The 13,682-nt window shown below is 49.0% G+C and carries 12 protein-coding genes; 5 read left to right on the top strand and 7 right to left on the bottom strand.

The window, feature by feature from the left end; genetic code table 11:
* Nucleotides 1-5: 5 nt before the first annotated feature.
* Genes VMW30_09035 through dnaK form a run of 4 tightly spaced genes read right to left on the bottom strand, consistent with a single transcriptional unit; the run spans nt 6 to nt 3,612 of the window.
* The gene (locus tag VMW30_09035; protein ID HUW88495.1) at nt 6-392 is read right to left on the bottom strand and encodes a helix-turn-helix transcriptional regulator; all 387 of its coding nucleotides are present in this window, start codon (nt 390-392) and stop codon (nt 6-8) included.
* The gene (locus VMW30_09030; GenBank protein ID HUW88494.1) at nt 389-1,315 is read right to left on the bottom strand and encodes a DnaJ C-terminal domain-containing protein; all 927 of its coding nucleotides are present in this window, start codon (nt 1,313-1,315) and stop codon (nt 389-391) included. The genes VMW30_09035 and VMW30_09030 overlap by 4 nt, the downstream gene beginning before the upstream one ends.
* 3 nt (nt 1,316-1,318) lie before the next feature.
* On the bottom strand, nt 1,319-1,795 hold the full coding sequence (grpE, locus tag VMW30_09025; GenBank protein HUW88493.1) for a nucleotide exchange factor GrpE: 477 nt from the start codon (nt 1,793-1,795) through the stop codon (nt 1,319-1,321).
* Nucleotides 1,795-3,612 (bottom strand): molecular chaperone DnaK, encoded by a 1,818-nt coding sequence (dnaK, locus tag VMW30_09020; protein HUW88492.1) that lies wholly within the window; start codon nt 3,610-3,612, stop codon nt 1,795-1,797. Before dnaK ends, grpE begins: the two co-directional genes overlap by 1 nt.
* Before the next feature lie 238 nt (nt 3,613-3,850).
* Between dnaK and VMW30_09015 the strand changes: the two genes are divergently transcribed.
* On the top strand, nt 3,851-5,071 hold the full coding sequence (locus VMW30_09015) for an oligosaccharide flippase family protein (GenBank protein ID HUW88491.1): 1,221 nt from the start codon (nt 3,851-3,853) through the stop codon (nt 5,069-5,071).
* Nucleotides 5,068-6,015 (top strand): glycosyltransferase family 2 protein, encoded by a 948-nt coding sequence (locus tag VMW30_09010; protein ID HUW88490.1) that lies wholly within the window; start codon nt 5,068-5,070, stop codon nt 6,013-6,015. The genes VMW30_09015 and VMW30_09010 overlap by 4 nt, the downstream gene beginning before the upstream one ends.
* Here the strand turns inward: VMW30_09010 and VMW30_09005 are convergent.
* Together VMW30_09005 and VMW30_09000 are read right to left on the bottom strand one after the other, a co-directional pair.
* The gene (locus tag VMW30_09005) at nt 5,996-6,928 is read right to left on the bottom strand and encodes a polysaccharide deacetylase family protein (protein HUW88489.1); all 933 of its coding nucleotides are present in this window, start codon (nt 6,926-6,928) and stop codon (nt 5,996-5,998) included. The genes VMW30_09010 and VMW30_09005 overlap by 20 nt on opposite strands.
* 36 nt (nt 6,929-6,964) lie before the next feature.
* On the bottom strand, nt 6,965-8,110 hold the full coding sequence (locus tag VMW30_09000) for a GNAT family N-acetyltransferase (protein HUW88488.1): 1,146 nt from the start codon (nt 8,108-8,110) through the stop codon (nt 6,965-6,967).
* Nucleotides 8,111-8,343: 233 nt separating this feature from the next.
* Between VMW30_09000 and VMW30_08995 the strand changes: the two genes are divergently transcribed.
* The 3 genes from VMW30_08995 to VMW30_08985 all read left to right on the top strand — a co-directional run bounded on the left by VMW30_08995 (nt 8,344) and on the right by VMW30_08985 (nt 12,789).
* Nucleotides 8,344-10,410, top strand: a complete 2,067-nt coding sequence (locus VMW30_08995) for a (Fe-S)-binding protein (protein ID HUW88487.1) — start codon at nt 8,344-8,346, stop codon at nt 10,408-10,410.
* Nucleotides 10,411-10,486: 76 nt separating this feature from the next.
* Nucleotides 10,487-11,230 (top strand): response regulator transcription factor, encoded by a 744-nt coding sequence (locus VMW30_08990; protein HUW88486.1) that lies wholly within the window; start codon nt 10,487-10,489, stop codon nt 11,228-11,230.
* Between the two features lie 29 nt (nt 11,231-11,259).
* Nucleotides 11,260-12,789: a HAMP domain-containing sensor histidine kinase gene (locus VMW30_08985; GenBank protein ID HUW88485.1), complete on the top strand. Its 1,530-nt coding sequence runs from the start codon at nt 11,260-11,262 to the stop codon at nt 12,787-12,789.
* Between the two features lie 20 nt (nt 12,790-12,809).
* Here the strand turns inward: VMW30_08985 and VMW30_08980 are convergent, their stop codons facing one another.
* The gene (locus VMW30_08980; protein ID HUW88484.1) at nt 12,810-13,658 is read right to left on the bottom strand and encodes a M48 family metallopeptidase; all 849 of its coding nucleotides are present in this window, start codon (nt 13,656-13,658) and stop codon (nt 12,810-12,812) included.
* Nucleotides 13,659-13,682 lie beyond the last annotated feature (24 nt).

Genomic DNA, 13,682 nt, shown 5'->3' with positions numbered 1-13,682 from the left:
TTGTCCTAATCTTGTTTGTAAATCACCAGCGGAGTTGAAACTCTCCGCGCCAGCGTCTTAGGCGGATTCGCTTCCAGGAGGGCATCAACTTCAACTCGAAGCTTTGCCACTTCAAGTGCCATATTTGCCATAGCCGATTCAAGTTCGATAATCCTTTTGATGCCAGCGTGATTAATTCCTTCCCCGATGAGGCGTTGCACATTGCGAAGCAGGGCAATGTCGCGCAATGAATATCTGCGGCCTCTGCCACTTGCGCGGCCCGGTGAAACCAGACCAAGTCGATCATATTGACGCAAGGTCTGCGGGTGTAGCCCGGAAAGTTGAGATGCGATGGATATGACGTAGACGGCAGCTGCATCATCATCTTCTGGATTCTTCAATTCTTCGCTCATGCTTTTGCCTCTGACTTGAATTCGGCGCGAACATCCTCATCTGCGCTCTCGCGGGCGAAGTCCTCTAGCGCTTTCTGCGCCTTTGAATTAAGACGCCGGGGAATTTGAACATCGACCTGAACCAACAAGTCCCCAACTCCATTAGCGGTTTTTACTCCGCGGCCCTTGACTCGAAGAACTCGACCATTGGGTGTTCCAGGCGCAATCCGAACCGTTACTTCTTCCCCCGAAAGCGTTGGAACTTTGATATCCGCCCCAAGAGCGACTTCCGTGAAAGTGACTGGAAGCGTCATATGAAGATTCTCGCCTTTGTGGGAGAAGATCGGATGGGGTCGAACTTTGAGATGAATAAAGAGGTCCCCTGGACCCGCCTCGCCTGGCGCGCCCTTGCCCTTGATTCGGATCTTTCCCTCATTTTTCACCCCTGGCGGTACCCGGACAGTGATATTGGCGGGCGCGCCACCGTCACTGGAAAGGCGGAGTTCTAGGTTTGTTCCAAAAATCGATTCTCGAAAAGAGATGGTGGACTCCGTCTGGAGATCGGCACCCCGCCGCGGACCTCGGCGTCCCCCAAAAAGATTGGCGAATATATCTTGGGGTGAGCCCTCGTTGAACAAATCTGTGTAGTCGCGACTACCTCCGAATCCGCCACCAGGTCCAGCCGGTTGAGATCGAAAGCCGCCGCGTTCGAATAACGAACGGGCTTCGTCGTATTCAGCGCGAGATTTTTCATCCGACAAGATCTCATAGGCCTCGGAGACGGCCTTGAACTCTTCTTCAAGTTTCTTGTTTCCGGTGTTTTTATCTGGGTGCAATTTGTGAGCAAGCAGGCGGTACTGCTTTCTAATGTCCTTGCTCGTCGCATCCTTTGCAACGCCAAGGATCTTATAGAAGTCTTTCTCGTAAAGATCTTTGGCGGCCAAGGTTTACTCCGGATCTGTTACGGCGACTCTAGCAGGGCGAAGAATACGGTTCTTGTACTTGTAACCCGGTTGCAGAATTGCCGTCGCAGTTGTTTCACTAACTTCCGATGATGTTGTGTGGGAGAGCGCTTCGTGAATTTGTGGATCGAAAGTTGTCCCGACTTCCCCAAATTGCTCAAGTCCTATCTTTGTCGTGACGCCGACCAATCGATCGGCGACTGCTTTAAAGCCACCGCTCAGTTCGCCGTGCTCCTTGGCTCGATCGAGATCGTCCAAGACTGGAAGAAGTTCGGCGAGCACTGCCCCAACGGCCAACTCATGCGAGAGTGAACGATCTCGCTCAACGCGTTTACGATAATTTATGTACTCAGCTTGAAGCCGCTGCAGATCTCCAGTGAGGACGGCGAGATCGCTCTCCACCGCCTCACTTTGAAGATCCTCTATAACTTCATCAGCCAGAGATTCATTCTCTGTTGACATTATTCTTCGACAATCTCTGCGTCTTCCACGCCTTCTTCTCCACCTTCAGTGGCTGAAGTCTGCGCAGTTGCGGCGTAGAGAGCAGAACCAAGTGCCTGGCTCAAGGTTGAGACCTTCTCGGTTGCGCTCTTGATCATCTCGAAGTTGGCACCGCCAAGCGCGGTTTTGAGTTCAGCGAGCGCTTCCTCAGTTTCAGCCTTCTTGGCAGCGGCTTCACCTTCGTTGAGCTTCTCGCCATTTTCTGCCAAGAACTTCTCGGTCTGGTAAAGAAGTGAGTCGCCGGTATTGCGAATTTCGGCTTCTTCTTTACGTTGGCGATCCTCTTCGGCGTGCGCCTCAGCATCTTTCATCATGCGGTCAATTTCGTCCTTGGAAAGTGCGGAGCCGCCAGTGATAGTCATCCTCTGCTCTTTACCAGTGCCGAGATCCTTCGCTGAAACGTGCACAATTCCGTTGGCATCGATATCGAAAGTTACTTCGATCTGTGGCACGCCACGTGGTGCCGGAGGAAGACCGGTGAGTTCGAACATTCCCAACTTCTTGTTGTACGCAGCCATTTCGCGCTCACCTTGGTAAGCCTGAATTTGCACTGCAGGTTGGTTGTCATCAGCGGTAGTGAAAATCTCACTTCGCTTTGTTGGGATAGTCGTGTTTCGTTCGATCAATCGAGTCATTACCCCACCCTTGGTTTCAATGCCAAGGGAAAGAGGTGTGACATCCAGAAGAAGTACATCTTTCACTTCACCCTTAAGTACGCCTGCTTGTAGCGACGCCCCGACTGCAACAACCTCATCTGGGTTGACGCCCTTGTTTGGTTCGCGACCGCCTGTGAGATCTCGAACAAGATCCACAACTGCTGGCATACGTGTTGATCCACCCACGAGAACAACATGGTGAATATCAGAGACCGGAATTCCCGCGTCCTTGAGTACGGATTGGAAAGGCTTCTTGCAGCGGTCGAGCAAGTCTGCCGTGAGTGCCTGGAACTGCGCGCGCGTGATGGTCTCATCTAGGAAGAGTGGATTCTTCTCTGCATCAACGGTGATGTAAGGCAAGTTGATGGATGCTTGCTGCGAAGAAGAGAGCTCGATCTTTGCCTTCTCTGCTGCTTCACGAATTCGCTGCATCGCCATCTTGTCTTTAGTGAGGTCGATACCGTTCTTCGATCCAAAAGTCTTTACGAGATAGTCGACAAGTGCTTGATCCCAATCGTCTCCACCTAAGTGGTTATCGCCGTTGGTTGCTTTAACTTCTACAACACCGCCGCCAATTTCAAGAAGAGAGACATCGAATGTTCCACCACCAAGGTCGAAGACGAGAATGGTGTTCTCTTCATCTGCCTTATCTAGACCGTAGGCAAGGGCCGCGGCTGTAGGCTCGTTGATAATGCGCAAGACATTAAGACCGGCGATTTCACCAGCTTCCTTTGTCGCCTGACGTTGCGCGTCATTGAAGTAGGCCGGCACGGTAATGACCGCATCGGTCACTGTCTCTCCTAAGTAGGACTCCGCATCGCGCTTCAACTTCTGAAGCACGCGTGCGCTGATCTCCTGTGGCGTGTACTTTTTGCCATCAATATCAATGCTCCAGGAAGTACCCATGTGTCGCTTTACTGAACGGATGGTCCGCTCCACATTGGTGACCGACTGACGCTTGGCCACCTCACCGACGAGAACTTCCCCGTTTTTCGCAAAAGCCACAATTGAGGGGGTAGTACGTGCGCCCTCAGCGTTAGCGATCACGGTTGGTTCGCCGCCCTCTAGGACCGACACGCAACTATTGGTGGTACCGAGGTCGATTCCAACTGCTCTAGCCATCTTTATTACTCCTTTTTCCCATATTTCTGGGCCCCTCTAGGAACCAGAGGAACCATGAGTTAATTCTCAACCTTGCGTCGAGTTTTGTCAAAAGATTGAGTCGCTCCGACTCAAGGCTGGATTCCTTTGAACTGGAGAGCGAGGCAGCGGATGACCTCGGTTTCATTCAGAGGTCTTGTAGAGTGCAATCTGGCTCAAAAGTAGCATCCACCATTCTGGGAAATTATCTAGGGAGACCATGGCAACCCCCTCAAAGAAGTTATCGCGGGGCATCACAAATGGGTACCTGAGCGCTCGGGGACTGGCCGCTGGCTTGGCGATGGTTTTCGCCCTCGTCTACAGCACCAACCTGGGGGTTGAAAGAAGATCACTCGTCGCCTTCATTATGGCGACCACAATGGTCGTTTCGGTGATTCTAACTTCAGGGGTGAGCCTAGCTTTTCGAAGGTCTGTTCCCACTGCAGAAAATAAGCTCACACTCAACTCGTATCTTTATTTGACCACATTTCTCTCAATTCTTGCCTCCGGTCTCACCTTAATATTCGTCTTGATTTATTCAAAAACGAAGACAGAAATTCCCAAAACCTTACTTCTCATCACGGTCATCTATGCGTTCTTCGCCTGTTTAGATTTTTGCTATCACCAAGCATTAATAGCCTTCAACTTATTCAAATTAGCAGCAATTCTGGACGTGCTAACTATTAGCATCCAGATATTAATCTATTCCATGCTCTTCTTGGTAAACCAGGTGAGCATAGCCGTGTCGCTTTTTACCGCACTAATCATTTCCTACATAACCTCAACTACCGCAGCGCTCTTGCTTTTGATTAGCATAAAGGACTCTTCGATTAAGCTTGATTTTCAGGCGATACGTTTCCTCATAAATTCAAGCAAGAATTACCACCTGTTTGGGATCGCCAATGGGTTCGCCGACCGAATCGACCGAATCATAATCGCCTGGTTTCTACCATTAGGGATCCTTGGTAAGTACGCAGTCGGAACCAGCTTGATTTCATTTTTGCGGTTTTTACCTGAAGCCGCGAGTCGACTAATCGTCGGTGGTAATTCGATCCCAACTTTTGGCGCGATCAATCGAACTTTTCTTCGCAGACTGTTTGCGGTTTCAGGTTTGGCTTTAATCGGTTCGGCATTGTCACAAATTTTCGTAAATTTATTCTTCGGGGATGCTTGGAAACTACCATCCCTTGTCCTACTTCTGTTTGCTGCACAGGAAATCGCACGAGGCTACTACCAGATAGTCATTTCCAAATTGATTTCAGACGGCTCCGAGCGCCAGGTGAGAAATCTATCCCTCGCACTGATCTTTTCAAGTTTCATCCTCCCGATCATTGGATCAAAAATCATGGGAATTTACGGAGTGCCCTTAGGCATCGGCATAAGTTACGTGGTTTTGAACGTGTATCTGAAAGCAACCTTGCTTAGGCCCACGAAAAAATGAGTCCAAAAGTATCAATAATAATTCCCGTTTATAACAAGTCTCAATGGATAGAAGAGACGTTGAATTCAGTTGCAAATCAATCGTATAAGGATTGGGAGTGCATCATCATTGATGATGGGTCTACCGACGAAAGCCATAAGGTAATACATAAATTCATTGAGGTAAACCCTGGAAACTGGCACCTCATTACTCAAAGCAATAGCGGACAGTGCGTCGCCCGAAACCGCGGTATCGAAAAATCCGAAGGTGAATACATTGCTTTCTTAGATGGGGATGACACCTGGGCTGAAAACAAACTCGACGTCCAAGTCAAGCTATTGGACGCAAATAGCGATTCTTCCTTGGTGATCTGTCCTTATCGAATCTATAAGCAAGGCGAGAGCCAAGAGAAGGGTCGGCTAGTTCTTCACGTGAACAATCGAAAGATGTTGACAAATTGGCTTAATTTGCGGGGATTCGGTGCTGGTACGGAATCTACCGGGATGGCGCGCAGGAACTTCTTGCTCTCACTTGGGGGTTTCGACACCCAGCTCTCAACTTCTGCCGGGCTGGATCTCACTTTGAGACTAGAAGCGCTTGGAAAGATTCTTACTGCGAAAGACACCTACATGAAATACCGTATTTATACTGGTCAATGGCACGCGAATCTTGAAATGCTCTCCTCGGATTTAGAATACCTCCGACAAAAACACGGCAAGGCGAGTCGTATTCTTGGTACTCACATGGATGACAAACACGATGCTTATATTTTTTTGCAAGACTTAAGGCAAAATTTCTCAAAGGAAAAACTCTTTGCGATTAGTCGTCGCCCACGATCCTTCTTTTACTTGATGATTCTCGCTCTTTGCATCCTACGAAGAAATTCAGTAGCTCGGATGCGAGCATTCTTTCCTACTCTTCTCACTCAAATACCTAAGTATTACCTCAAAGACCTATTTTCCTGAGACTTCTGAAAATTCGAATACTGCGCATCTTGGCTATCCCGATACTCCCAAAAAGTTGATACCGACTTCGAATCCTTAAATTCATATCAATACGGGGATAGATGCGAGATAATTCCTTCGTGGTTATAGCGGATTTGCCAGAAAAGATATATGAATATCCGGCACGTTCAATCGATTGAATCGCCAGGTCAGAAGTTACTCCGTGAGGGGATGCGAAGAATCGACCATCCCACGTGTAGTTCTGCAGTTTTGATCGACCTGCGGCAATTTCGATATCGAGTTCATCTATGCCCAAGCTGTTTATATACCAATGATTGTTAAGATGATCGCCAATGGTTATTAGAGGATTCTGTGACAAGAGCTCGAGTTCTTCCCCATTGATGTAGGGTCCTTGATACTGCCTGACTTCTTCAATTTCCTTGACCGAGAGATGTGCCAACGATTCCTTTAGAAATTGAGGATTTGAATCCGCCCAGTGCAGGGGATTTTGATCTCGTTTTGCCATGTACATTGTCATAGCGGACGAATTTATATCCCCTTGTATTGTTGCAATGTTAACAAAGCAGACGGCAGGTATTTGGTAATGCTCCAGAATAGGCACAGCATTCGATAACACTCCACTGTATCCGTCGTCAAAGGTAATCAAACATCCCTGCTGCGGCATTGCTCCTCTCCCGTCGCCGGGGTTTAGGAGTGGAAAACTCTCCTTAATCCATCCCATCTGCTTCTTAAACAGTTCCACATCTGAATAGGTGTTGGTTTCTCTCGCGTGAAGACGAGGATTGTCGTTTACCTCATGAAATACAAAGACAGTCATTCCTTGATGTAGAAACGGCTTACCGGAAAGAACATAAACAAATCCGACTGCAGTACGAGTTAGATTGATCAACCTCTCCCTGATGGCAAATTGCATGATCAGATAGCCAACAAATAGGTCTGCTTTATGAAATTAACCATTGTCACTCCATCCAATCCTAAAGTCGGCAAACTCACGAATAACTTCGCCATCTTCCACATTCAAAGTTTTTATAATGAGTGAGACTTGGTTCCAACTAAAAAATCCAAACCGACCCCACTCAAATGACGAATACCTAGTGCTTTCCGCCCAGAGAGAAATCAGTTGAACAATCTTAAATTTAGACGAAAGAATGGCCACATATTTAGGTAGATTCTTTTCCATAGACCGATCGGGAATAATCCAATCCGAAACAACAAGTGTTTCCCTCCCCGATTGTCGAACGAGCACAACACAAATAATCCAACCAACAGTTCTATCGCGTACCTGAATTTTAAAGTACTGATACCTATAGTTGGGATGCGAGGCGTATCTGTACTTGAAAAATGCTAGGTTTTGATCCATGCAAATTGAACCAGGCTCCAATATATCTTGTGGGGTATTTTGAAGAATTGCCTCTAGACCGAGCGCGAATGATTCAAATCCATCTTCTTCAATCTTGATATTTCGTCCGGAAATCAATAGATTTATTTTTCGCAACACTTTGAGAAGAAAAGTTGCGAGTGAAACCACTAGACTTTTTCGTGACCCCATTTTGAATTTTTGTGTGGGCGAACTCCAAGACTTCACCCTCCCCCAACCAATTTCTTGAAATTTAAGTCTATTGAGGTATGGAGGTCTCGAATTCTCATTTGGAGTTCCGAAGACGTAATGAATTCCCGAAGCTTGTGCTCGATCTAAAGTCTCCGTCACTAGACGCCCAAAGATGCTCTTATTTAAATAGTCATTTGGACCAGCGGTACCTGGATAGAGGGAAGCACAAGTGCCTTTTCTTCGAAAGTCCGGATGGGTGAAGGTGTCTCCGATCTCTATGGCGGTAACTAATCTCTTTCCTTTAAGGACTCTCTGACGGGTCCCAGAGGTTGTACCGATCACTTTTCCGTCATGTATGGCGATGGTCAAGAAACCGCTCCCCGAGGGATTCCCACTTCCAAGCTTCCATTGAAATATTCGTGGGGAACATTCGGGGTAGAAAACGCCAGGAAAATACTCATTGAAGAAACGTGAAACAAGTTGGAGATCCGATTCGTCCAGGTCATCGCAGACTTTGATTTCCCACTCACTATTTTCATCCTTCATATCGAGAGGATACTTGACTGGGCCGTGACTCATTCGAAAGGGTGAAACTGATGTCAGCGCCTAACCAGGCAGCTTCCCTCAGCCCGGCAGGTGACCGATCAATTCGACGGTACGTTTTCATTGCACTCCCATCACTCCGAAATTGGAACTGAATCTATAACTCCCCCGAACTTGTGAGAACTGCCCCTCGCGAAAAGTGACATTCTTTCAAAAGCGCGGATACCCTCATCCCTATGTCATATTGGTTGAATCTGATCCTGCCGCTCATCTCCTACGGGATAACTCTTTTTGCGCTCATATTGCTCTACGTCAACGGGAAAAAGCTCCTTGCTATTTACAGAGGTGGGCAACCCGACCCAACACGAAGTGAGAATCGATCTTCGCGAATGGGGCATATGTTGGGCGAAATCCTGGGGCATACAAAGATGCTCAATTTCACCGGAACCGGCATTGCCCACTGGGTTGTCATGGTTGGATTCGTCGCCCTTTTTGGAACATTGATTACCGCTTATGGACAAGTTTTAGATCCAACTTTCGCGCTACCTTTCATTGGCCATTTTGTCCCCTATGAATACTTCACAGAACTCATCACCGTCCTCACCGGTCTGGGAATTCTGGGACTGATTTTCATCCGCCAGTACACCCGCATTTTCCAAAAGGGAAGGCGGTCGAGATTCTTTGGATCTGGATCACTCAAGGCGTACTACGTTGAGGCGACCATTGTTGCGATCGCCATTTGCGTAGGTGTTTTGCGTGGACTTGAAGGCGCGTTATCAAGTGACACTGCGTGGAGCTGGCACTATCCATTCTCATGGTGGATCGTTGAATTATTTAAGGACCTTCCACTTCACACTATTGAAACTTCCATCCAGGTAGTCGCAGCCGTGAAGATCGTCGTTTCGATGTTCTGGTTCATCGTTATCGCGTTGAATCTAACGATGGGCGTTGCGTGGCACCGCTTCCTGGCGTTCTTCAATGTTTACTACAAACGCCACAGCGATGGGACATCATCCCTCGGTGAACTCCCAGAGATGTTGTCGCACGGTCGACCCATTGATTTTGAAGATCCTTCTGAGAACGATGTATTTGGACTCGGTACTAGAGCAGACATTTCCTGGAAGGGCCTGCTCGACATGACGACCTGCACCGAGTGCGGGCGGTGCCAGTCGCAATGTCCAGCCTGGCATACCGAAAAACCACTCTCACCAAAACTTCTCATTATGGCAATGCGAGATCACGCCATGGCCAAGGTGGTTGAAAGTGAATCTCTAGTTGGAGAATTGGCCCCAATTTCCTATGACGTTCTATGGTCATGTACTACTTGTGGTGCGTGCGTAAACGAGTGTCCGGTAGATATCGAGCATATTGATCACATTGTTAATATGCGCCGTTTTCAAGTACTCGTCGAATCTCAATTCCCATCCGAACTTGGCGGCACATTTCGCAATTTGGAGAATGCCGGAAATCCATGGGGAGCTAATAGAAGCGATCGGGAAGGTTGGATTGCCGAATGCAACTTCCCGGTACGCGTTGTTGAAGGCCAACTCCCCGATGATGTCGAATATTTGTTCTGGGTCGGTTGCGCCGGCGCATATGAAGAACGCGCCAAAAAAACCACAAAGGCTGTCGCCGAGCTTCTGTACATGTCGGGCGTGAGTTTTGCGGTTCTTGGAAAGAAAGAAACTTGTACGGGAGATCCTGCTCGACGAGCCGGAAATGAATTCCTTTACCAAATTCTGGCAAAAGAAAACATCGAGACCTTCAAAGAAGTATTTGCTAATCGAGCCGATAAAGGCACAAAAAAAATAGTTGTCACCTGCCCCCATTGCTTCACCACAATTGGCCGCGACTACGCACAGAGCGGTTTCGAATTGGTGATGGTTCACCACACCCAACTTCTCAATCAATTGGTAAGAGAAGGCCGGCTTATTCCGGTGAACAAGAGCGCGAAGAAATTGACCTACCACGACCCTTGTTATCTTGGTCGGCACAATCAAATTTATGAAGCTCCCCGAGAACTTCTTGAAGCCACTGGTGTTGAAATTACGGAAATGCCCCGAAATCGCGAGCGCTCATTCTGCTGTGGTGGCGGTGGTGGGCGGATGTGGATGGAAGAGAACCTCGGCACCCGCATTAACCTCAACCGCGTGGATGAAGCAATCGCCACCGGCGCGGAGGAAGTCGCAGTCGCCTGCCCGTTCTGTCGCGTCATGGTCAGCGATGGAGTGAGTGGGCGTGAGAGTGATGTCGAAGTCCTCGATGTCGCTCAAGCGTTGCTCCGCTCCGTAAAGCCTCACTAATCCAGAGGCTGCTGACGGAATATTCTCAGATAATCCCCAGATTCACAGGGCATTATCAGCCTCAGAGGTGATGACTATGACGACTCTCAAGGAGCGATCAGTGCAGCAAGACGTGAAAGAAGTGACAACCCATCGGATCTTGGTCGTTGATGACGAGTCCAGCATCAGCGACCTGATTTCCACCAGTCTGCGTTTCGTCGGTTTCGATGTCCGGACTGCGGCCAATGGTGCCCAGGCACTGCAGGTTGCTGAGGAGTTCCAACCTCATGCCATTGTCCTTGATGTGATGTTGCCCGACCTTGATGGGTTTGAGGTCTGTCGCCAGTTGCGCAGCGAAGGTCACACCGTGGGCGTTCTATTTCTCACCGCGAAAGATGGAATGGAAGACAAAGTCGCCGGTCTCACAATTGGTGGCGATGACTACATGACAAAGCCCTTCAGTTTAGAAGAGTTGGTTGCACGTCTGCGAGCACTTCTCCGACGCACAGGCGCGATCGAATCACTTCCGGACGACGAGAAAATCCGCTTTGCCGACCTTGAGTTGGACGAAGCTACTCACGAAGTCCGTCGCGCCGGGCAGTTGATTGATCTCTCCCCAACCGAGTTCCTCCTCCTGCGTTATCTTTTAATTAACGCAGACCGAGTTGTATCCAAGGCACAGATTCTTGACCATGTATGGCAGTACGACTTCCGAGGAGACGCGGGAATTGTGGAGACTTATGTTTCCTACCTTCGTAAGAAGATTGACATCTTCGACCCACCGCTAATTCATACTGTTCGAGGTGTTGGTTACAGACTGCGTATGCCTCCTAAGTCTTAATAGCATAATTCTTCTAGACTGCAGCCACCATGGACTCTCCCTTTCGCAAGGTTTCCAACCCGCTGAGTTTGTGGAGTCTTCGTAATCGTCTCATTGTGGGTGTCGTAGCTCTTTCCGCTTTAGGTTTTATCGCATCCGACGTCGCAGCGCGCAGTGCCCTTCATTCGTACCTCATAGATCAAGTTGATGCGCAACTCACCAGTGTTGCCGGTGGGTCAACTCTTCGTTTGGATCGCGCCGGAATTGCGCCTGATGAGAACTATCCGATGATGATGGATTCCGAGTCAGATAATGACTCGACCCCTCTGAAGAATCAAGCTGGCACAGGGACCATGCAACCACTACGGCAGGTTCCAACCGCCATGTCCGTCACGCTGCTTAATCCAGAGGGGAAAGTAGTGGGTGTCGTTGGTGGTGACCTCAATACACAGGCAATTACAAATTTCATTGAAGGATTGACCCCCGCCAAGGTGATAAGCCATAAAAATAAGCCTTTCACGCTGGATATACCCGGTGGCGAGTTCCGAGTTTTAGCACGAGTTCTTCCTTCGGCCCTAGGTAGTGTCGTTGTTGCACAGTCATTGGACAATATTGATCAGACCCTGCATCGACTTGAAGTCCTCTTCATATTTGTCGGACTCATCGCGCTCCTCCTTATCGCCCTCGCATCACGAAAAGTGATTTCGATTGGACTGAAGCCCTTGGAGGCAGTCGAAGCAACTGCAGAATCTATTGCAGCGGGCGATCTGTCTGCGCGTCTTCCAGATGCTAAACCAGACACAGAAGTAGGGCGACTTGTTGAATCGCTCAACCAGATGCTGGCGCGAATTGAAGAGTCATTCGCAGCGCGTAGCGCTAGCGAAAATCGTCTTCGTAGATTCGTAGCCGATGCGAGTCACGAACTGCGCACACCTCTCACCGCCATCCGAGGATTCGCAGAATTGCATCGCCAAGGAGCAGTTAAGGGCGAAGAGCAGACGAAAGAGTTAATTGGTCGCATCGAGAAAGAGTCTCTTCGAATGGGGTCTCTCGTTGAAGATCTCTTACTCCTTGCTCGGCTTGACCAATCGCGAGATTTAAAGAAAGAGCCAGTTAATTTAATTGAGACAGTTAATGATGCTGTGGCATCCGCGCGCGCCGCTGGGCCAGGACACCCGATTACAGTAAATGTTCCAGATGATGAGTTCTACATCCTTGGCGATCCTGATCGAATCCACCAAGTAGTCGCAAACTTGCTGGCCAACGCGCGCACGCATACTGAGGTCGGCACTCCAATTGAAGTCTCTGTTTCGCAATCCAATGAAGGTGCGACGGTTTCTGTGGCAGACAAGGGGCCTGGATTGAGTTCTGAAGATCAGGAGAGAATTTTCGAACGGTTCTTCCGTGCAGATCCATCACGAGCTCGCGCGCGTGAAGAAGGAAGCGGGCTTGGGCTCTCCATTGTCGATGCCGTGATGCGAGCGCATAGAGGAAAAGCAAGTGTCACCTCTGCCCTGGGAGAAGGAGCAACCTTCACTCTCGTATTTCCGTTGGAGAATACTGAAGATTCAACAGACTAAAGGTTGATCTGTATCTCTTTTTATGTAGCAGGTCCCAAACTCTCCATCGCTCGCAATGCAGCAATTCGCTCCTCAATGGGAGGGTGAGTTGCGAATAAGCGTGAAACTGACTTGGCATCAAGTGGCGACTCAATCCAGATATGGGCAACTGCGGTTGAGCGCTGGCGTACGACCGTGGAATCTGCCGCAAGTACTTCAAGGGCCGAACGCAGACCTGCGGGATTACGAGTAAAAGCCACCGCAGTTGCATCAGCCAAGGCTTCCCTGCGGCGCGAAACAGCCGACTTGAGAAGTACTGCGGCGATCGGCGCCAAAATAATAATGATGAGCGAGACGATAAGCGCCAACGGATTGGAGTTGTGATCTCGGCTATCTCGTCGCCCACCTCCAAACCACATCATCCTTGTCAGAAAATCGCTCAGAAGTGCGATGGCTCCTGCCGTCGTTGCAGCTACAGCGGAAACCAGCGTGTCACGATTTCCAACGTGGGACATTTCGTGGGCAACAACTCCCTGTAATTGATCTCGATCCATCACGGCAAGAATCCCCGTGGTAAATGCAATCACCGCATGTTCGGGATTGCGTCCTGTGGCAAAAGCGTTTGGAGCGCTATCCTCAACAATCGCGACTTTGGGCATCGGCAATCCACTCGCAATTGTTACCTCATGAATTAAATTGAACAAATTTGGATTATCGCTCTGTTGAATTTGGCGAGCGCCAGTCATTCGCAAAACTATGGAATCAGAGGAGTAGTAAGAGCCCCAGACAGAAATCAACGCAATTCCTACAGCGATCGGAACAATAGCGGTCGTACTCTTACCGAAATACGTAAGTGCAGAATAAACGATGAGCCAGACGAGTACTCCCATCCCTGCTAGGAGAAGATAGGTTTT

It is taken from the genome of Candidatus Paceibacterota bacterium (assembly GCA_035530615.1).
Taxonomy (GTDB): Bacteria; Actinomycetota; Actinomycetes; order Nanopelagicales; family Nanopelagicaceae; genus QYPT01.
This window is presented reverse-complemented; position numbering and strand designations above follow the sequence as displayed.

Excerpts from the sequence above, each read along its gene's own strand:
- VMW30_09035 (HUW88495.1), bottom strand. The coding sequence starts at position 392 with ATGAGCGAAGAATTGAAGAATCCAGAAGATGATGATGCAGCTGCCGTC.
- grpE (HUW88493.1), bottom strand. The coding sequence starts at position 1,795 with ATGTCAACAGAGAATGAATCTCTGGCTGATGAAGTTATAGAGGATCTT.
- dnaK (HUW88492.1), bottom strand. The coding sequence starts at position 3,612 with ATGGCTAGAGCAGTTGGAATCGACCTCGGTACCACCAATAGTTGCGTG.
- VMW30_09015 (HUW88491.1), top strand. The coding sequence starts at position 3,851 with ATGGCAACCCCCTCAAAGAAGTTATCGCGGGGCATCACAAATGGGTAC.
- VMW30_09010 (HUW88490.1), top strand. The coding sequence starts at position 5,068 with ATGAGTCCAAAAGTATCAATAATAATTCCCGTTTATAACAAGTCTCAA.
- VMW30_09005 (HUW88489.1), bottom strand. The coding sequence starts at position 6,928 with ATGCAATTTGCCATCAGGGAGAGGTTGATCAATCTAACTCGTACTGCA.
- VMW30_09000 (HUW88488.1), bottom strand. The coding sequence starts at position 8,110 with ATGAAGGATGAAAATAGTGAGTGGGAAATCAAAGTCTGCGATGACCTG.
- VMW30_08995 (HUW88487.1), top strand. The coding sequence starts at position 8,344 with ATGTCATATTGGTTGAATCTGATCCTGCCGCTCATCTCCTACGGGATA.
- VMW30_08990 (HUW88486.1), top strand. The coding sequence starts at position 10,487 with ATGACGACTCTCAAGGAGCGATCAGTGCAGCAAGACGTGAAAGAAGTG.
- VMW30_08985 (HUW88485.1), top strand. The coding sequence starts at position 11,260 with ATGGACTCTCCCTTTCGCAAGGTTTCCAACCCGCTGAGTTTGTGGAGT.
- VMW30_08980 (HUW88484.1), bottom strand. The coding sequence starts at position 13,658 with ATGGGAGTACTCGTCTGGCTCATCGTTTATTCTGCACTTACGTATTTC.